Source organism: Vreelandella xerophytica (assembly GCF_968048975.1).
Window position 1 is genome coordinate 3,450,406 of the sequence record NZ_OZ309106.1, and the last position, 17,856, is coordinate 3,468,261.

At 62.8% G+C, this 17,856-nt stretch carries 18 protein-coding genes; 11 read left to right on the forward strand and 7 right to left on the reverse strand.

Annotated elements, in window-relative coordinates; genetic code table 11:
* Positions 1-131 precede the first annotated feature (131 nt).
* The 5 genes from ACWF8S_RS16150 to ACWF8S_RS16170 are packed head-to-tail and all read left to right on the forward strand — an operon-like array spanning position 132 to position 6,130.
* Positions 132-626, forward strand: coding sequence for a formate dehydrogenase subunit gamma (locus ACWF8S_RS16150; RefSeq protein WP_447554456.1), 495 nt, complete (start codon positions 132-134; stop codon positions 624-626).
* Entirely contained in the window at positions 623-2,179 is a 1,557-nt protein-coding gene (locus ACWF8S_RS16155) for a formate dehydrogenase beta subunit (protein WP_447554457.1), read from the forward strand. Before ACWF8S_RS16150 ends, ACWF8S_RS16155 begins: the two co-directional genes overlap by 4 nt.
* Complete coding sequence (gene fdhF / locus ACWF8S_RS16160) at positions 2,176-5,061, forward strand: formate dehydrogenase subunit alpha (RefSeq protein ID WP_447554458.1); 2,886 nt, start codon at positions 2,176-2,178, stop codon at positions 5,059-5,061. The genes ACWF8S_RS16155 and fdhF overlap by 4 nt, the downstream gene beginning before the upstream one ends.
* Positions 5,058-5,912, forward strand: coding sequence for a formate dehydrogenase accessory sulfurtransferase FdhD (gene fdhD / locus ACWF8S_RS16165; RefSeq protein ID WP_447554459.1), 855 nt, complete (start codon positions 5,058-5,060; stop codon positions 5,910-5,912). The genes fdhF and fdhD overlap by 4 nt, the downstream gene beginning before the upstream one ends.
* Positions 5,888-6,130 carry a formate dehydrogenase subunit delta gene (locus ACWF8S_RS16170; RefSeq protein ID WP_447554460.1) on the forward strand — a complete coding sequence of 81 codons (243 nt, stop codon included), beginning with the start codon at positions 5,888-5,890 and terminating at the stop codon, positions 6,128-6,130. Before fdhD ends, ACWF8S_RS16170 begins: the two co-directional genes overlap by 25 nt.
* A gap of 292 nt (positions 6,131-6,422) precedes the next feature.
* On the opposite strand, the gene ureG is transcribed toward ACWF8S_RS16170, so the two are convergent.
* The 7 genes from ureG to ACWF8S_RS16205 are packed head-to-tail and all read right to left on the reverse strand — an operon-like array spanning position 6,423 to position 11,542.
* Complete coding sequence (gene ureG / locus ACWF8S_RS16175; RefSeq protein ID WP_447554461.1) at positions 6,423-7,055, reverse strand: urease accessory protein UreG; 633 nt, start codon at positions 7,053-7,055, stop codon at positions 6,423-6,425.
* 22 nt (positions 7,056-7,077) lie between these two features.
* Entirely contained in the window at positions 7,078-7,761 is a 684-nt protein-coding gene (locus tag ACWF8S_RS16180) for an urease accessory protein UreF (RefSeq protein ID WP_447554462.1), read from the reverse strand.
* Positions 7,751-8,272: an urease accessory protein UreE gene (gene ureE / locus ACWF8S_RS16185; protein ID WP_447554463.1), complete on the reverse strand. Its 522-nt coding sequence runs from the start codon at positions 8,270-8,272 to the stop codon at positions 7,751-7,753. The genes ACWF8S_RS16180 and ureE overlap by 11 nt, the downstream gene beginning before the upstream one ends.
* 10 nt (positions 8,273-8,282) lie before the next feature.
* Entirely contained in the window at positions 8,283-9,995 is a 1,713-nt protein-coding gene (gene ureC, locus ACWF8S_RS16190) for an urease subunit alpha (RefSeq protein ID WP_447554464.1), read from the reverse strand.
* A complete protein-coding gene (locus ACWF8S_RS16195; RefSeq protein ID WP_447554465.1) occupies positions 9,992-10,312 on the reverse strand; it encodes an urease subunit beta in 321 nt (106 codons plus the stop codon). Before ACWF8S_RS16195 ends, ureC begins: the two co-directional genes overlap by 4 nt.
* Before the next feature lie 19 nt (positions 10,313-10,331).
* Positions 10,332-10,634, reverse strand: coding sequence for an urease subunit gamma (locus tag ACWF8S_RS16200; protein WP_447554466.1), 303 nt, complete (start codon positions 10,632-10,634; stop codon positions 10,332-10,334).
* Between the two features lie 23 nt (positions 10,635-10,657).
* Positions 10,658-11,542: an urease accessory protein UreD gene (locus tag ACWF8S_RS16205; protein ID WP_447554467.1), complete on the reverse strand. Its 885-nt coding sequence runs from the start codon at positions 11,540-11,542 to the stop codon at positions 10,658-10,660.
* A 359-nt stretch (positions 11,543-11,901) separates the two neighbouring features.
* On the opposite strand from ACWF8S_RS16205, the gene ACWF8S_RS16210 reads away from it, so the two are divergent.
* The 6 genes from ACWF8S_RS16210 to ACWF8S_RS16235 all read left to right on the forward strand — a co-directional run bounded on the left by ACWF8S_RS16210 (position 11,902) and on the right by ACWF8S_RS16235 (position 17,827).
* Positions 11,902-12,312, forward strand: a complete 411-nt coding sequence (locus ACWF8S_RS16210) for a DUF2946 family protein (RefSeq protein ID WP_447554468.1) — start codon at positions 11,902-11,904, stop codon at positions 12,310-12,312.
* A 96-nt stretch (positions 12,313-12,408) separates the two neighbouring features.
* Positions 12,409-13,779, forward strand: coding sequence for a PepSY-associated TM helix domain-containing protein (locus ACWF8S_RS16215; RefSeq protein WP_447554469.1), 1,371 nt, complete (start codon positions 12,409-12,411; stop codon positions 13,777-13,779).
* Positions 13,780-14,043: 264 nt separating this feature from the next.
* On the forward strand, positions 14,044-15,009 hold the full coding sequence (locus ACWF8S_RS16220; protein ID WP_447554470.1) for a metal ABC transporter solute-binding protein, Zn/Mn family: 966 nt from the start codon (positions 14,044-14,046) through the stop codon (positions 15,007-15,009).
* 23 nt (positions 15,010-15,032) lie between these two features.
* Positions 15,033-15,815 (forward strand): metal ABC transporter ATP-binding protein, encoded by a 783-nt coding sequence (locus ACWF8S_RS16225; RefSeq protein WP_447554471.1) that lies wholly within the window; start codon positions 15,033-15,035, stop codon positions 15,813-15,815.
* Between the two features lie 3 nt (positions 15,816-15,818).
* Complete coding sequence (locus ACWF8S_RS16230) at positions 15,819-16,922, forward strand: metal ABC transporter permease (RefSeq protein WP_447554473.1); 1,104 nt, start codon at positions 15,819-15,821, stop codon at positions 16,920-16,922.
* Positions 16,916-17,827 (forward strand): metal ABC transporter permease, encoded by a 912-nt coding sequence (locus ACWF8S_RS16235; protein ID WP_447554474.1) that lies wholly within the window; start codon positions 16,916-16,918, stop codon positions 17,825-17,827. Before ACWF8S_RS16230 ends, ACWF8S_RS16235 begins: the two co-directional genes overlap by 7 nt.
* The last annotated feature ends 29 nt before the right edge of the window (positions 17,828-17,856 follow it).

Genomic DNA, 17,856 nt, shown 5'->3' on the forward strand with positions numbered 1-17,856 from the left:
TCATATTTTGTCGTTGTTGGCTTGATGCTAGCGTGGCAGTGACCGTGGTGCACGCCCAATTCGACCGTCATTAGAAAATAAGCAAAGGCGTGCATATTTAACCGATAACAAACCGCACCAGGAGAGACACGATGAACTCGTCTCCACAATGGTCGTTGCAGTCGATTCAGGCTGAGATCGACGCGCTCAAACATAAACCGGGCGCGCTGCTGCCGATTCTCCACGCCCTTCAGGACCGCTTCGGGTTCATCCCCACCGATGCCGTCCCCTTGATCGCCGACTCGCTACAGCAGACCCGCGCCGAGGTGCACGGCGTCATCAGTTTCTATCATCACTTCCGTACTACCCCGCCGGGGCGCCACGTGGTGCAGATCTGTCGCGCCGAGGCGTGTCAATCGGTGGGCGCACGAGCGCTCGAAGCCCACGTCAAGGCGCGCCTGGGCATCGACTACCACCAGACGACGCCCGATCAGGAAATCACCCTGGAAGCCGTCTACTGCCTGGGCAACTGCGCCTGCGGCCCGTCGATCCGCGTGGATGACCAGGTGCGCGGGCGCGTCACGCCGGAGGCCTTCGATGACCTGCTGGATGAGCTGCAGACCCAAACGCTGGAGGTGATGGCATGAGCATTCGCGTCTTCGTTCCCCGCGACACCACCGCCCTGGCGCTCGGCGCCGATGCCGTCGCAAGGCGCCTTGAGCGCGAGGCGGCCGCCCGTAACGCGTCCATCACCCTGGTGCGCAACGGCTCGCGTGGGCTTTTCTGGCTGGAACCACTGGTCGAGGTGGAAACCCCGCAAGGCCGCATTGCCTATGGGCCGGTCACACCTGCTGATGTACCCGCTCTGCTCGATAATGGCCTGCTCGAAGGCCATACCGACCATCCCTTGGCACTTGGCCTGACGGAGGAGATCGATTATCTCGCCCGCCAGCAGCGCCTCACTTTTGCGCGCATCGGCATCACCAACCCGCTTTGCCTGGACGACTACCGCGCCCATCGCGGCTTCAAGGGCCTCGAGGCCGCACTCACACTATCGCCCCAGGCCATCGTCGAGGAAGTGAAAGCCTCTGGACTTCGCGGGCGCGGCGGCGCGGCGTTCCCCACCGGCATCAAGTGGCAGACGGTGCTGGATGCGCCGTCGGAGCAAAAGTACATCGTGTGTAATGCGGATGAGGGCGACTCCGGCACCTTCGCCGACCGGCTGGCCATGGAGTGCGACCCCTACATGCTGATCGAGGGCATGGCCATCGCCGGGCTCGCGGTAGGCGCGACGCAAGGCTATATCTACCTGCGCTCGGAGTATCCGCTGGCCAAGGAGATATTGGACGAGGCCATCCGCCGCGCCGAGGTTGCCGGGTATCTCGGCGATAACCTCTGCGAAAGCGGGCGCGCGTTTCATCTCGAAGTACGCCTGGGCGCTGGGGCCTATATCTGCGGCGAAGAGACCTCGCTTCTGGAAAGCCTTGAGGGCAAGCGCGGCATGGTGCGCTTCAAGCCGCCGCTGCCCGCCATCGAAGGCCTGTTTGGCCGCCCCACCGTGGTCAACAACGTGCTGTCGCTGGCGGCGATCCCGTTCATTCTGGCCGAGGGCGCGGCGGCCTACGCCGACCACGGCATGGGCCGCTCCCGGGGTACGCTGGCCCTGCAATTGGCGGGTAATGTCAAGCGCGGCGGCCTTGTCGAGCTTGCCTTCGGCACGACGCTTCGAGCGCTGATGGAAGAGTTCGGCGGCGGCACGCTAAGCGGCAGGCCCTTGCGCGCGGTGCAGGTGGGCGGGCCGCTGTGCGCCTACCTGCCCGAAAGCCAGTGGGACATGAAGCTTGATTACGAAACCTTCGCCGCGGTCGGCGCGGGGGTGGGCCACGGCGGCGTGGTGATGTTCGATGAAAGCGTCGATATGGCCGAGCAGGCGCGTTTTTCGATGGAGTTTTGCAAGGTGGAGTCGTGTGGTAAATGCACGCCGTGCCGGATCGGCTCGACCCGGGGCGTGGAGGTGATCGACCGCATTCGCAAAGGTGAGAACCGCGAGGCCAACCTCGCGTTGTTGGGTGATTTATGCGAGACGATGGTGGATGGCTCGCTTTGCGCCATGGGTGGCATGACGCCCTTCCCGGTGCAGAGCGCGTTGAACCACTTTTCTGAAGATTTTCAGCGCTCGGCCAGCGGAGAACTCTCATGATTGAACATTTCGATCCCCGGCGTCAGGCCAACAGCGTCGATTTCAGCAAGGACTATGGCACGCCGGCGGCTCGCCCAGGCACGACCCAGGTGAGCCTCGAGATCGACGGCGTGGCCATCAGCGTGCCGGAAGGCACCTCCGTTCTACGCGCCGCGGCACTCGCCGACATCAGTATCCCGAAGCTCTGCGCCACGGACAGCCTCGAGGCCTTCGGCTCCTGCCGGCTCTGCGCGGTAGAGGTCGAAGGCCGCCGGGGGTTACCCGCCTCCTGCACCACACCGGTGGTCGAAGGCATGAAGGTGACGACGCAAAACGAACGCCTGGCCAAGCTTCGCCGGGGCGTCATGGAGCTCTACATTTCCGATCATCCGCTGGATTGCCTGACCTGCTCCGCCAACGGCGACTGCGAGCTTCAGGACATGGCCGGCAGCGTAGGTCTGCGCGAAGTACGCTACGGCTTTGGCGGCGAGAACCACCTGGACGCCAAAAAGGACACCTCCAACCCCTACTTCACGTTTGATCCGAGCAAATGCATCGTCTGCTCGCGCTGCGTGCGCGCCTGCGACGAAGTCCAGGGCACTTTCGCGCTGACCATCGACGGGCGCGGGTTTGAATCCAAGGTGTCGGCGGGCCAGAACGAGGCGTTCATGGACTCGGACTGTGTCTCGTGCGGGGCCTGCGTGCAGGCCTGCCCCACGGCTACGCTGATGGAAAAGAGCGTGATCGACCAGGGCGTGCCGGACAGAAGCGTGGTGACCACCTGCGCCTACTGCGGCGTGGGCTGCTCGTTCGAGGCCCAGATGAAGGGCGACAAGCTCGTTCGCATGGTGCCCTACAAGGGCGGCGACGCGAACCACGGCCACTCCTGCGTGAAGGGACGCTTCGCCTTCGGTTATGCCACTCACCCGGACCGGCTGACCACGCCGATGATTCGCGACTCGATCGACCAGCCCTGGCGGGAAGTGAACTGGGAAGAGGCCATCGGCTTTGCCGCGAAACGCTTGAAAGCGATTCAGGCCGAGCATGGCCGCGAGAGCATCGGCGGTATTACCTCGTCGCGCTGCACCAACGAGGAAACCTACCTGGTGCAGAAGCTGATTCGCGCGGGCTTTGGCAACAACAACACCGACACCTGCGCCCGGGTCTGCCACTCGCCGACCGGCTACGGGCTGAAAACCACGCTGGGCGAATCCGCGGGTACCCAGACGTTTGATTCGGTGATGAAGTCCGACGCGATCATCGTGATCGGCGCCAACCCCACCGATGCCCACCCGGTGTTTGGCTCGATGATGCGCAAGCGCCTGCGCCAGGGCGCGAAGCTGATCGTCGCCGACCCGCGCCGTATCGATCTGCTGAAAACGCCGCATTTAAAAGAGGCCCAGCACCTGCCGCTGCGCCCGGGCACCAACGTCGCGCTGGTCAACGCCCTGGCCCACGTGGTGATCACCGAAGGGTTGGAGGACACCGACTTCGTCGCCAAACGCTGCGATACGGATGCCTACCAAGGCTGGCGCGCGTTTATCTCTGAGCCGCGCCATTCGCCGGAAGCCTCTGAGCTCATCACCGGCGTGCCCGCGGCAGCCGTGCGTCAGGCGGCACGCACCTACGCGAGCGCCCCCAACGGCGCGATCTACTATGGGCTGGGCGTGACCGAGCACAGCCAGGGCTCGACCATGGTGATGGGCATCGCCAACCTGGCCATGGCCACCGGCAACATCGGCCGCGAAGGCGTCGGGGTGAACCCGCTGCGTGGCCAGAACAACGTGCAGGGGTCGTGTGACATGGGCTCCTTCCCCCATGAGCTGCCGGGCTACCAGCACGTGGCCGACCCCATCGCCCGTGGCAACTTCGAGAGCGTATGGGGCGTGAAGCTCGACGACGAGCCGGGGCTGCGCATTCCCAACATGTTCGACGCCGCCATCGAGGGCACCTTCAAGGCGCTTTACGTGCAGGGCGAGGACATCGCCCAGTCCGACCCCAACACCCAGCACGTCGAATCCGCGCTGCGCGCGCTGGACTGTCTGATCGTGCAGGATATCTTCTTGAACGAGACGGCCAAGTTCGCCCACGTGCTGCTGCCGGGTTCGACCTTTCTGGAGAAGGACGGCACCTTCACCAACGCCGAACGGCGCATCAATCGGGTGCGCAAGGTGACCGCCCCGGTCGCCGGCAAGCAGGATTGGGAGGTGACTCAGGACCTGGCCAACGCGCTGGGTTACCCGATGCACTACGGCCACCCTGCGGAGATCATGGATGAAATCGCCTCGCTCACCCCGAGCTTTGCAGGCGTCAGCTATCAAAAGCTCGAACAGTACGGCAGCCTGCAGTGGCCCTGCAACGACGACAACCCGCACGGCACGCCGACCATGCACGCACTCAACTTCCCCATCGGGCTTGGCCGCTTCGCGATCACCGAGTACGTGGCCACTAAAGAGCGCGCCAACCGGCGCTTCCCGCTTTTGTTGACCACCGGGCGGATTCTCAGCCAGTACAACGTGGGCGCCCAGACACGGCGCACCCACAACCAGTACTGGCACGACGAGGACGTGCTGGAGCTGCACCCCAGTGACGCAGAGCTTCGCGGCGTGAATGACGGCGACTGGCTGGGCATCACCAGCCGCTCCGGGCAGACAGTGCTGCGCGCCCGGCTTAGCGAGCGCATGCAACCTGGGGTAGTCTATACGACGTTCCACCACCCCGGCAGTGGGGCCAACGTGATCACCACCGACAACTCCGATTGGGCCACCAACTGCCCCGAATACAAGGTGACCGCCGTGCAGGTAGAAAAAGTCAGCCAGCCCTCCGCCTGGCAGCAACGCTTCAGCGCCTTCGATCAGGCCCAGAAGGGGTATCTTGCGAAGGCACAGCAGGAGACACCATGAACGGCCCTTCTGAAGAGTACGCCCTGGTGCGTCTGCCCATTGAGGTGCGCACGTGTCCCGATGGCTGGCAGGGCAGCGTCGAGGAGGACGCTCTGGCCCAGGAAATGCCGGTCGCGCTGATCTACAACGGTATTTCCCACGCGGTGATGATGGCAAGCCCTGATGAGCTTATGGACCTGGCTCTGGGCTTCAGTCTGACCGAAGGCATCATCGCGCACCCCCACGAGTGCTACGACTGGGAGGTCAAGGAGGAAGAAAACGGCCTGGCCGTTCACCTGAATATTGCCACCCAGCGCCTGATGTCGCTGAAAGAGCGTCGGCGCAGCATGACCGGGCGCACGGGTTGCGGGCTCTGCGGCACCGAAGCGCTCGACCAGGCGATTCGCCCTATCCCCCGGGTCAACGCACCGGCGCTTGAAGATGAAGCCATCGCGCACGCGCTTGCCGCGCTTGCCGACCACCAGCCGTTAAAGGCGGCCACCGGCGCGGTACACGGCGCCGCCTGGTGCAATGCGAACGGGGGGATCGAGCGCGTGCGCGAGGACGTGGGCCGTCATAACGCGCTGGATAAGCTCATCGGTTCGCTGGCCCGCGATAACGTAGCGCTCGAGGGCGGCTTCGTGCTGGTGTCCAGCCGAGCCAGCTATGAAATGGTGCACAAGTGTGCCAGTGCCGGTATCGGTGCGCTGGTGGCCGTCTCCGCCGCCACGGCGCTGGCCGTCAAGCAGGCCCAGATGGCGAACCTGCTGCTGGTCGGCTATGCGCGCGGCAAGCGCCATGTCATCTACCACCGCCCTGCATCGGCGCACTGCCAAGGAGAAACGTCATGTCGACCCACGACGACAACCTGATTCACATGATCAACCAGATCGCCGCCAACCTGGGCGGGGGACGCGACGACGAGGCCGCTGCCAGCGCCACCTGTCATCATGTCGAAACCTTCTGGGCACGGCGCATGAAAAATCGTTTGGTGGATCATCTTCAACGTGAAGAGCCCGGACTTTCATCCATTGCCCATCAGGCGACCCGATTACTGGCGGATCGGATGAAGAAGCGTCAGGCGAGCTGACTGCCCCCTGCGATATAAAACGGTCGAAACACAATCGTCACCAAAGCTTCAAACGACATTTTTTCTTTAATAACGACTATTTATGCGTAATAAACGACTAAATCAGACGATAAAAGTCACTTGATAACCTGGGTTAAGGTGAATGAGGGCCGCGAGGTCCAATGTGGGGATGTGGTGGCCAAGGACGGCCCGTTTGTACACGGATGCACCACACTACTTCGGCCGCTCTGACCATTTAACCGCCTGGTCAGAGCGGCCATTTTATTGCTGGAAAGTATTTAAAAAAGCTCGCTTACACCGTTGCCTGTTGCTCACGGCGCTCCTCTAGCATTCCCTTGTCCAGAATGAAGCGGATAATCTCTTCAAGCCCCACCCCGTCGTACAGATTGGTGAACACGAACGGCCGCTCGCCGCGCATCTTCTTCGAGTCTCGTTCCATGACCTCGAGCGAGGCGTGCACCTGCTCGGCAATGTCGATCTTGTTGATGATGAGCAAATCCGATTTGGTGATCCCCGGCCCGCCCTTGCGCGGGATCTTGTCGCCGGCGGAGACGTCGATCACGTAGAGCGTGAGATCGGAAAGCTCCGGGCTGAAGGTCGCCGACAGGTTATCGCCGCCGGACTCAACCATCACAAGCTCGAGGCCCGGGTGGCGCGCCTGCAGATCATCGATCGCCGCCAGGTTCATCGAGGCGTCTTCGCGAATCGCGGTGTGCGGGCAGCCGCCGGTCTCCACGCCCAGAATCCGGTCCGCCGGCAGCGCGTCGTGCTTGAGCAGGAAATCCGCATCTTCGCGGGTATAGATATCGTTGGTCACCACGGCGATATCGTAATGCTCGCGAAGCGCCAGGCAGAGCTGCTTCAAGAGTGCGGTCTTGCCGGAACCTACCGGGCCACCGACCCCTACGCGTAAACAGTGTGTCATGTCGTTCTCCTGAATCGGTCAATCAGCTTCTAAAGAGCCGCGAATATTGGGTTTCGTGCAGGGCGCTGGCCAACGCGACACCAGGAAGTATCGGGCCCAGCGCTTCGTCATCCAGCGTCAATGCTTCATCCACCGCGCGAGAAATCGACGGGCGCAATCGTTCGATGATCCGCTGGGCTGCGGTGTGGCCAAGCGGCAGCGCCTTGCAGGCCGCCGCCAGCTGGTTCTCGAGCCATGCCCAGCCAAAGCCGATCATCGCCTGACGCGTACTCACCCTGCGTGTAAAGGCGGTGTAAGAAAAAAGCGTTACGTAACCTGCCTGCTCAGGAAGCAGTTCGCCTTCGGGCAAAAGCGAAAGGCTTCCCAATAGACGCTTGAGAGACGCCCCCAGGCGGCTGTCCTCGGCGGCCAGTTCAAAGGTTTCCCGAGTGGCGGCCAGCCACGTGTCCCACTCGGCCACCGCCATACTGTCTACCTGATCGAAAGCGTTATAAAACCGTGCAATCACCGGCAGCTCGCAGCGGGTCAGGCCGTCTTCCAGCACGCCTTCCAGCCACTCGGCCAGGCTCGCCTCGTCGTTTACCCAGCCAAGCTCGAAAGCGCTTTCGAGCCCTTGGGAGAACGCGAAGGCGCCGATGGGCAGCGCGGGGCTTACCAGCTGCATCAACCCCAGCAGCGCCAGGTCGTTTTCGGCTTCAGTGCTCATGTGCGTGATCGTGATGGTCGTGGCCGTGCCCGTGATCATGGGAGTGGCCGTGGCCGTGCGAATGCCCACCCACCTGGTTATAGGCGCCGGGTTCGGGGTCGAACGTGGCCTCACCATGTTCGAGCGTCGCCCCGAGAAGCGTGGCCAGCTCCTCCAGCACGTGATCCGGCGGAAAGCGTACCCAGCCGCCCTGGGCGTCTTCACCGAGGGCCAGCTGCACGTGGCGGTTGCCAAGATGATAAGCCAGCCGCGCCAGTGGCAGGTTTGGGGCGATGCGCGCGGTCACCACCGGCTCGATGGCGGCGCACACGCGAATCACCTCGCCGCTTTCGGCTTTCAGGCCTTCGCCGCTTCGCAGCACCGGGCCGCGATCCAGAAACAGCCCCAGCGTCTGGCCGCTGTCGCTTTCAGCTTTCAGGCGGCCTCGGATGCGCAGCTCGAAAGGTAGCGTGAGCGTATCGCTGGCCGTACTCGCCTCCACCGGGCCTAACCGTTCTATCAGTTTCAGCATGACCGCTCCTTCAAAAAAGATGATACCGCTGGGCCAGCGGAAGCTCCGTGGCGGGCTCGCAGGTCAAAAGCTCGCCATCGCAGCGCACCTCATAGGTCTGCGGGTCCACACTGAGCTCCGGGCAGGCGTCGTTGAGTTTCATGTCCTTCTTGCGCACCCCGCGCACGTTCTTGCACGCGGATAACTCGCTTAGAAGCCCCAAACGCTCCTTGATGCCCGCATCGATCGACGCCTGGCTCACGAAGTTGAGCCGGGTCTGGCTCGCCGCGCGGCCAAAGGCGCCGAACATGTGACGGTAGTGCACCGGCTGCGGCGTGGGGATCGAGGCGTTGGGGTCGCCCATGGGGGCGGCGGCGATCATGCCGCCTTTCAAAATCAGCGAAGGTTTCACGCCGAAAAATGCCGGTTTCCAGAGCACCAGATCCGCAAGCTTGCCGACCTCGATGGAGCCCACTTCATGCGCGATGCCGTGGGTGATCGCCGGGTTGATGGTATACTTGGCGATATAGCGCTTGGCGCGCAGGTTGTCGGCGCCAAGCTGCTCGTCTTCGGGAAGCAACCCGCGCTGTACCTTCATCTTGTGCGCCGTCTGCCAGGTGCGACAGACCACTTCGCCCACCCGGCCCATGGCCTGGGAGTCCGAGGCGATCATCGAGATCACGCCCAAATCGTGCAGAATGTCTTCCGCGGCGATGGTTTCGCGGCGAATGCGCGAGTCGGCAAAGGCGACGTCTTCGGGGATATTCGGGTCCAGGTGGTGACACACCATCAGCATGTCCAGATGCTCGTCGATGGTGTTCACCGTGTAGGGGCGCGTCGGGTTGGTGGAGGACGGCAGCACGTACTCCTTGGCGCAGGCCGTCAGGATATCCGGCGCGTGGCCGCCGCCCGCCCCTTCGGTGTGGTAGGTGTGAATGCCGCGCTCCTTGAACGCCGCGAGCGTATCCTCCACGAACCCCGATTCGTTGAGCGTATCGGTGTGGATGGCAATCTGCACGTCATACTTTTCCGCCACGCTCAGGCAGTTGTCGATGGAGGCGGGGGTGGTGCCCCAGTCCTCGTGAAGTTTCAAGCCCATGGCCCCGGCTTCGAGCTGGGCTTCCAGGCCCTCCGGCAGGCTGGCGTTGCCCTTGCCAAGCAGGCCGATGTTCATGGGCAGGTCGTCCACTGCCTGGAGCATCTTGCCGATGTGCCAGGCGCCGGGGGTGCAGGTGGTGGCGTTGGAGCCGGTGGCCGGGCCCGTGCCGCCGCCCAGCATAGTGGTCACGCCGCTCATCAGCGCCTCTTCCACTTGCTGGGGGCAGATAAAGTGAATATGGGCGTCGATGCCGCCGGCGGTGAGAATCTTGCCTTCCCCGGCGATCACTTCGGTGCCCGGGCCGATGACGATCTCGACGTCCGGCTGGGTGTCCGGGTTACCGGCCTTGCCAATCGCCGCGATGCGCCCGTTTTGCAGACCGACATCCGCCTTGACGATGCCCCACCAGTCGACAATCAAGGCGTTGGTGATCACGGTGTCCATCACCGCCTCATCGACGCGCTGGCTCTGGCCTTGGCCATCCCGAATCACCTTGCCGCCGCCGAATTTGACCTCCTCACCGTAGTGGGTGGCGTCACGCTCGACTTCGATCCACAGCTCGGTATCACCCAGGCGCACGCGGTCGCCCACGGTGGGGCCGTACATGTCCGCGTAGGCCTGGCGGCTGATCTTGTTGGTCGTCATTGGTCACCTCCTTCCAGCGGCCCCATCACGTCACCGCGGAAACCATAAATTTCCCGCTTGCCGACGAACGGAATCAGCGTGACTTCCCGGGTCTGACCCGGCTCGAAGCGAATCGCGGTGCCGGCTGCCACATCGAGGCGAAAACCGCGGGTCTTGTCACGGTCGAACTTAAGCGCCGGATTGGCCTCGGCGAAATGGTAGTGCGAACCCAACTGCACGGGGCGGTCGCCGGTATTGGCGACCTCCACCGTGATGCGCTCGCGGCCCGCGCACAGCTCGATATCGCCCTCTTTTAACTGATATTCGCCAGGAATCATGGCGCTCTCCTGTTAATGGCTAGTTGATGGGCGTGTGAACGGTGACCAGCTTGGTGCCATCCGGGAATGTGGCCTCGACCTGCACCTCGTCGACCATCTCCGCCACGCCTTCCATCACGTCATCACGGCTTAAAATCTCGCGACCAAAACTCATCAGTTCCGCCACACTCCGGCCGTCGCGGGCGCCTTCGATGATCTCGAAGCTGATCAGCGCTACGGCTTCCGGGTAGTTGAGCTTCAAACCACGTGCGCGGCGCCGCTCGGCCAACTGGGCGGCGGAAAACAGCAGCAGCTTGTCCTTGTCTCGTGGGGTCAATTCCATGGGGTGTCTCCATCAAGCGTCCATTACGTTAGCCAAATGCGTGGCGTGTGGGCCTCGCGCTCGATAAGCCGCGGGCGAAGTAGTTGCCAGGCCTGTTCGCACAGCGCCCAGGCGCCATTGCGGGAATTACCCAGGTAGCGCAGCAGCAGTACGCCCTGGCGCAGCGTCACCGCCCAGCGCGGATTGTCCGGCAGTGCCTCGCGCAGTGCCTCAATGGCATCGCCGGCATTCTCAAGCCCCACCGCCCAAAGCGTGGCCTGCACCGTGGCACCGCCCTGCCCCCAGCGGCCGACGAAGCGCGGATGCGTCGGGTCCAGCGGCTGGCGCTCGAGCCACAAGGGCGTGCCATCCTGGGTCAAACGAAAGTGCTGCTCGATACGTCCGGAGACGAACGGCAGCGCGCTTGCCGGGCGGCCCAGCGCCATGATCTCCCACCCCAGACATTTAGCACTGCCGTGAAGCGCAATGTGGGTGCGTTGCTCACCTCGGGAACCATCAAAGGCAATGGTTTCCTGGGGCAGCCACTCGAGCACCCCGCCATCTTCGATGCTGAGCGACGTGTGCTGGGTCCAGGCCACGCCTTGGCTATCCGCCTTGTAGAGCTTGTTGGCGGCGGGCGTAGTCAGCAGCGCATGGGCGCCGCCCTCGATATGGGCGGTAATGGTCAGCGCATCGCCACTCACCAGGCCCCCGGGCGGGTGCAGCACGTAAACATGGCATGCCTCACCGCGGCCCTCCGGGTAGAACGGGCGCTGAACGCGAAGCGGCCCTTGATGGCGCGCCTGGGTCAGCCTCGTTACGTCTTCGCGCCGGGCAAAACGCAGGCCCAGTGAGGCCGCCCAGCGGCGCTGGTCGTCAAAGCGGTGGCCGGAACCCGCGACCGGTGGTGCACTATCGCAGTGGAGCATAGGGGCTGTCGCTTCTTCCGGTTAAATGATCTCTTCACACATCAATACACTTACTGCGAATGCAATTAATGCGCCAAAATGGTGAAAAACAGCCTGCAAGGGTAGTCAGTGTTTCCCGGGCGCGGGTAAAACACCGGCCAATGCACCATAAACAAACGCGAAAATTAACAAAGCACCAAAAATGCGCATTCAGGCGTTAGGCTGACGCCAGGACAAAAGACCGCAGCGGCGCTGCCTTGAACCCTATCTTTTCTGCGATACTATCTTCTTTCTGGCCAATGCGAGCCGCCATTCAAGCTGCCCAGCTCTTTATCCTGTCGGGGCGCTTGCCCTTATTTCATCTATCAGGGTCGTCTTACGTGCCGCTTCAGCGCTTTGCTACAAGTCGTTGGTATCGCAGCGCGCTTCACGCGGCGCTGGTGGCCATGCTGCTGCTGTTGGTCGGCCCGCTGATCTCACAGCTTCAAGCCGGACACCATCACCACCAGGATGGTCATCATGAGCATCACCATGGTGATAGCGTCTCCCATCACGAACACTCAAGGCAATACGCCGGCCCGGTAACGCCCTCCGAGCCGATCTTCACCTGGTTCCACGAGTGCGGTTACTGCTCGCTCTGGCAGCAGTTTCCCTCCGCCCACGCGCTTTTGCCCGCCATCGCCCGGCAGGCATTCATCCATCACGCCCCCTTGCCGCAAATGCCGCAGTTGGGGTTCGCCTCACTGGACAACTACCGTCACGCCCCTCCCCGTGCCCCGCCGGCTGCGTAGCGACACCGCTTTTTCATTGAAGCCTGACCTCGTTGGGGCGTCAGGCATTGGTCGCTACAACCCAGCGCTCGATTGACGGGCGCTTCAGGAGCCGTGATGTCATCTCACGCCACTACCCCATCGACGGCGAAAAAGCCGTTCGATATATACCTCGCCGTCTGGCGCTGGCACTTCTACGCGGGGCTCCTTGTCCTGCCGTTTCTGATTACGCTGTCGATCACCGGGGCGCTTTATCTCTTTCATAAGGAGATCGATGCCATCGTTCATGCGGATGTGAAACGCGTGGCGGTGCAGGAAACCGTTCAACCACCCTCGGCGCTGGTCAGCGCCGCCCTTGAGGCGCATCCGGGCACGGCGCTGAAATACACCGCTCCGGCCACCCCGGAAAGCTCGGTGGAGATCACCGTGCGCACCCCACAAAACGAGCGCCTGGCGGTGTTTGTGAATCCCTACTCCGCCAGCGTACTCGGCGCGCTGGACGACCGCGGTACTGTCATGTGGACGGTGCGCACTCTGCATAGCTTCAAGTTCTTCGGCGCCACGCCGCGAAAGCTCATCGAGATCACCGGTGGCTTCGCGATCTTGCTGGTGCTCACCGGCATTTATCTTTGGTGGCCAAGGCGCAAGGCGCGAGGCGGCGTGGTCAGCGTTCGCGGCCAGCCGAAACAGCGCGTGTTCTGGCGCGATCTGCATGCGGTGACCGGGCTCTTCGTGGGTGGCTTCATCCTGTTTCTGGCGATCACCGGCATGCCCTGGTCCGGGGTGTGGGGCGGCCAGGTCAATCAGTGGGCCAACGGCAACAACTTCGGCTACCCCGCCGGGGTACGGGTGGAAGTCCCCATGTCCGAGGCGCGCGTAAACGACGAAGCGCCCACGAGCTGGTCGCTGGAGCAGGCACAAGTCCCTGAATCGGTGCAGGCGCCAGGCCAGGCAGCGGACATTGGCCTGAATGAGGCCGTGGCGACCTTCGAGACTATGGGCCTTCACCCGGGCTACGCGGTCAGCCTGCCGGGAAGCCCCACCGGAGTGTATACGGGCTCGATTTATCCGAATGATGTGAGTCAGCAGCGCGTGGTGCACCTGGATCAGTACAGCGGCGAGCCGCTACTCGACATGAGCTACGCCGACTACGGGCCGCTTGGCCGCTGGCTGGAGTTCGGTATCAACGTGCACATGGGCCAGGAGTTCGGCCTGGCGAACCAGCTGCTCTTTCTGGCAGTGTGCATCGCCATTATTGCACTGAGTGTTTCCGCCGGGGTGATGTGGTGGAAACGGCGCCCGAAAGGCGGGGTGGGTGTGCCGCCCTTGCCGGCCGACAAACGTGCGTTTCGCGGCATCATTGCCATCTTGATGGTGGGCGGTGTGCTGTTTCCGCTAACGGGGGCGGCATTGATCGCCATGCTGGTGGTGGATACGTGTATCGTGCGCCCGCTACAGGCGCGTCGGCTTACCGGCCACCGCGGCTGAGGTTTCTGCCCGGCCCTGCTGGGGCCGGGCTTTTTCGCGTGTTCGTTTGCCTGTCTTTCTTGCCTATCTTTTTTATCTACCTTTCTTGTCTACCTTTCTTGCCAGGCCTTCCTGCTTGCCCTTCGCATCTGTATTTCGTGTTTGCTCCTTGACAGCAATCGCTCCTGACAAGAAACTTAGCAAAGGCTATACTTATTGCCCGATACAAAATAAATTGCGTAGTGCAATGCTTATGTTAGTCAACCCACCGCTTGGGGTATTGCCATGGCAACGAAATATGCAGCCCTTCTGGGGCTTTTGTCGCTCAGCCCCTTCGCCGCTGCCGACGAAGCGCCTCTTGACGTGGTCGCCACCATCGGCATGCTCGCCGATGTTGCCCGGGAGGTGGGTGGCGAGTGCGTGCGCGTCGAGGCCATGATGGGACCGGGGGTCGACCCGCACCTCTACCAGGCAAGCGCCAGCGATGTAGCCATGCTGCGCGGCGCCGAGCAGATTCTCTACTCGGGTTATTCACTGGAAGGCCAACTGGGTTCGGTGCTGGAGAATTTTTCCCGACGTACGCCGACGCTGGCCGTCGCCTCGTCATCGATTGAGTCCGACTCGCTGATTTCCGCTCAGGGGGCTTACGGCATCGACCCGCACCTGTGGATGGATGTCTCGCTGTGGGCGCAAACCTTACCCACACTGAGCGAGGCATTCAGCGAGGCACGTCCCGACTGCGCCGAGACGATTGCCGCCAATACCGAGCGCTACCAGACGCAGCTCTCGGCGCTGCATGAATGGGTCAAGGAGAGTATTGCCAGCATTCCCGAAGAGCAGCGCGTGCTGGTGAGCGCCCACGATGCGTTCGGCTATTTTGGCCGCGCCTACGACATCGACGTCGAAGGCATCCAGGGGATCAGCACCGAAACCGAAACGGGCATTGCCGATATCCGCAGCATGGCCAATAGTGTGGTAGAACGCAGCGTGCCCGCGGTATTCGTTGAAAGCACCATCAACCCGCGCACCATTCAGGCGGTTATCGATGCCGCCAGACAGCGCGGCCACGATGTCGTCGTCGGCGGTGAGCTCTATTCGGATGCCATGGGCGATGAAGGCACCGTGGACGGCACCTATATGGGCATGATCTACCGCAATACCCAACACATTGTCGAAGCGCTGGGCGGCTCGCTTTCCCCCTTCCCTGCGGCACTCGACGATTGGGCAAACGAGTGGGAACTCGCTCGCTAGGCCCCCAGAAAGGCATCAACGCTATGGCATCCCCCGGCAGCACTGACACGGCCCTGAGCCTCAAGAACCTGACGGTCAGCTACCACAACCAGCCCGTGCTCTGGGATATCGACCTGGAGATACCGGCTGGCGTGATGGCCGGCATCGTGGGCCCCAACGGCGCCGGCAAGAGCACGCTGATCAAAAGCCTGCTGGGGCTTGTGCCCTCGCTTTCCGGCGAGGTGCTGGTTCACGGGCGGCCTTACGCCTCCCAGCGCAAGCGCGTGGGCTACGTACCTCAGCGCTCAAGCGTCGACTGGGACTTTCCCACCACTGCGCTGGATGTCGTCACCATGGGCCTTTACGGGCGTCTTGGCTGGTTCAAACGCCCTGGGCGCAAGGAGCGCCAGCAGTCGCTGGAAGCGCTGGAGATGGTCGGCATGAGCGAGCTTGCCGACCGCCAGATCAGCCAGCTTTCCGGCGGCCAGCAGCAGCGGGTCTTTCTGGCACGCGCCCTGGTGCAGCAGGCCGACGTCTACTTTCTCGATGAGCCCATGGCCGGCGTCGACGCCACCACGGAGCGTGCGATCATCGATATCCTGCGCCGCCTGCGCGATGCGGGCAAGACGCTGATCGTCGTGCACCACGACTTGCAGACGGTGCGTACCTACTTCGACTGGCTGTTGCTGCTTAACGTCCGTGTGATTGCCAGCGGCAACGCCGAGGACGTCTTCAAGATCGAGCATCTGCGCCAGGCCTACGGGGGCCAGATCGCTCTGTTGAACGACAGCGAATCGCTGATGTTCGCCGCCCCGAAGGTGAAATGACCCATGCCGTGGCTTGATCTGCTGTCTGATTACACCTTCCAGAACGTAGTGATCGGCGCTTCGCTGCTGGGGCTGATCAGCGGCCCTCTGGGCTGCTTTGCGGTACTGCGCCGACAGAGCCTGCTGGGCGATGCCATTTCGCACGCCGCCCTGCCCGGGGTGTGTCTGAGCTTCATCATCACCGGCAGCCGGGATATCGGCGGCATCATTATCGGCTCGCTGCTCACCGGGTCGCTGGCCGCGCTGACGATGCTGTTGTTGACCCGTAAAAGCCGCTTGAAAACCGATGCCGCCCTCGGGGTCTGCCTGAGCGTGTTCTTTGCCATCGGCATCGTGCTGCTGACCTATATCCAGGGGACCAGCAATGCCTCCCAGGGCGGCCTTGAAGCCTTTCTCTTCGGGCAGGCGGCCGCGACGCTGCGTTCGGATCTTTGGGTCATGGGCACGATTACGCTGGTCACACTTACCCTACTCGCCGCCTTCTGGAAGCAGGCCAAACTCGTCGCCTTCGATACCGAGTATGCGCGTACCCTTGGCATGCCCACCACCGCGATCGAGGCGACGCTGACCGCCATGGTGGCCCTGGCCGTGGTGGTCGGCCTGCAGATGGTGGGGGTGGTACTGATGGCGGCGATGATCGTGGCGCCGGCTGCCGCCGCGCGACAGTGGAGCCGCCACCTGGGCGGCATGTTGATCATTGCCGCGGGCGTGGGCATGGTCAGCGGGGTGTCGGGGGCGACCATCAGCACCTTCTCCCGTGGCCTGGCCACCGGCCCGCTGATCGTTCTGACCGCCACCATCATTGTCCTTTTCTCGCTGGCACTGGCGCCCGGCCGCGGCCTTTTGTGGGGCACGCTCAAGCACTATCGGCAGAAAAGAGACCTGCGCCGACAGCAACTGCTTTACGCCTTGTATAAGCACCCCAGCGTTCACCCGCGCGCCTTTTCAACGCTGGAGGGGCGCCTGGCGCTACGCCGGTTGAGACAGCAAGGGCTTCTGACCCGGCCTTCGGGCAAAGCAGGCAGCTCTTCCTGGGCACTGACTGAATCGGGGCATCGGGAGGCCAGAAAGGTGGTCGCAGCGTTTCAGGAAATGACCTCATGCTAGCGGAATTACTCAATAACACTGCTTTGCCCATCATTCTGGTCGGCGCCATGGTGGGTATCGCGTCGTCGGCGGTGGGTACCTTTCTGGTGCTTCGCGGCAACAGCATGCTGTCTGACGCCATCAGCCACTCGATTGTCCTGGGTATCGTGATTGTCTGGCTGCTGACCAAACAGCAAAGCGGACCGGTCCAGCTCATCGGCGCCGCCCTGACCGGGCTCTTGACCGTCCTGCTCACCGAGGCGCTGGCCAATACCAAGCGGGTGAAGCAGGACGCCGCCATCGGGCTGGTCTTTCCGGCGCTGTTCTCCATTGGCGTACTGCTGCTCAATATCTACGCCCACGACGTGCACATCGACACCCACACCGTGCTGCTGGGCGAGATCGGTTTCGTCTGGCTGGACACCCTTGACCTGTTCGGGCTGCCCGTTCCTCAAGCGCTGGTGTCGATGAGCGTGATGGCGCTGCTCAACTACGCCTTCATCGGCCTTTTCTACAAGGAGCTGAAGCTTTCCACCTTCGACCCGGCCCTGGCCAAGACCTTCGGCTTCATGCCGACGATGCTGTTTTATGGGCTGTTGATGCTGACAAGCTCCACCGCCGTGGCGGCGTTCGATGCGGTCGGCGCGGTACTGTTCATCGCCTTCGCCATCGTGCCCGCCTCCGCGGCGTACCTGCTCACCGACCGCCTGTGGATGATGTTCATCATCGGCGCGCTGATCTCGATTGCCTCCAGCGTTTCCGGCTACTATCTCGCCGTGTACCTCAACGTCTCGATTGGCGGCATGATGGCGGTGATGACCGGCGTATTTTTGATACTCGCCTTTCTGGGCGGGCCGCGCTACGGCTTGATTACCCAGTTTCTCAGACGCCGCCGCGGCCACCAGGCGCCGGTGACGGACACTTGAGCACGGCCGTATAAAAGCGCCGAAGCATG

What these genes read in the sequence shown, in the direction of transcription:
- ureE (WP_447554463.1), bottom strand. Translation starts at nt 8,272, where the DNA reads ATGCTGAAACTGATAGAACGGTTAGGCCCGGTGGAGGCGAGTACGGCC.
- fdhF (WP_447554458.1), top strand. Translation starts at nt 2,176, where the DNA reads ATGATTGAACATTTCGATCCCCGGCGTCAGGCCAACAGCGTCGATTTC.
- ACWF8S_RS16155 (WP_447554457.1), top strand. Translation starts at nt 623, where the DNA reads ATGAGCATTCGCGTCTTCGTTCCCCGCGACACCACCGCCCTGGCGCTC.
- ACWF8S_RS16235 (WP_447554474.1), top strand. Translation starts at nt 16,916, where the DNA reads ATGCTAGCGGAATTACTCAATAACACTGCTTTGCCCATCATTCTGGTC.
- ureG (WP_447554461.1), bottom strand. Translation starts at nt 7,055, where the DNA reads ATGACACACTGTTTACGCGTAGGGGTCGGTGGCCCGGTAGGTTCCGGC.
- ACWF8S_RS16150 (WP_447554456.1), top strand. Translation starts at nt 132, where the DNA reads ATGAACTCGTCTCCACAATGGTCGTTGCAGTCGATTCAGGCTGAGATC.
- ACWF8S_RS16195 (WP_447554465.1), bottom strand. Translation starts at nt 10,312, where the DNA reads ATGATTCCTGGCGAATATCAGTTAAAAGAGGGCGATATCGAGCTGTGC.
- ACWF8S_RS16225 (WP_447554471.1), top strand. Translation starts at nt 15,033, where the DNA reads ATGGCATCCCCCGGCAGCACTGACACGGCCCTGAGCCTCAAGAACCTG.
- fdhD (WP_447554459.1), top strand. Translation starts at nt 5,058, where the DNA reads ATGAACGGCCCTTCTGAAGAGTACGCCCTGGTGCGTCTGCCCATTGAG.
- ACWF8S_RS16180 (WP_447554462.1), bottom strand. Translation starts at nt 7,761, where the DNA reads ATGAGCACTGAAGCCGAAAACGACCTGGCGCTGCTGGGGTTGATGCAG.
- ureC (WP_447554464.1), bottom strand. Translation starts at nt 9,995, where the DNA reads ATGACGACCAACAAGATCAGCCGCCAGGCCTACGCGGACATGTACGGC.
- ACWF8S_RS16205 (WP_447554467.1), bottom strand. Translation starts at nt 11,542, where the DNA reads ATGCTCCACTGCGATAGTGCACCACCGGTCGCGGGTTCCGGCCACCGC.
- ACWF8S_RS16230 (WP_447554473.1), top strand. Translation starts at nt 15,819, where the DNA reads ATGCCGTGGCTTGATCTGCTGTCTGATTACACCTTCCAGAACGTAGTG.
- ACWF8S_RS16170 (WP_447554460.1), top strand. Translation starts at nt 5,888, where the DNA reads ATGTCGACCCACGACGACAACCTGATTCACATGATCAACCAGATCGCC.
- ACWF8S_RS16220 (WP_447554470.1), top strand. Translation starts at nt 14,044, where the DNA reads ATGGCAACGAAATATGCAGCCCTTCTGGGGCTTTTGTCGCTCAGCCCC.
- ACWF8S_RS16200 (WP_447554466.1), bottom strand. Translation starts at nt 10,634, where the DNA reads ATGGAATTGACCCCACGAGACAAGGACAAGCTGCTGCTGTTTTCCGCC.
- ACWF8S_RS16215 (WP_447554469.1), top strand. Translation starts at nt 12,409, where the DNA reads ATGTCATCTCACGCCACTACCCCATCGACGGCGAAAAAGCCGTTCGAT.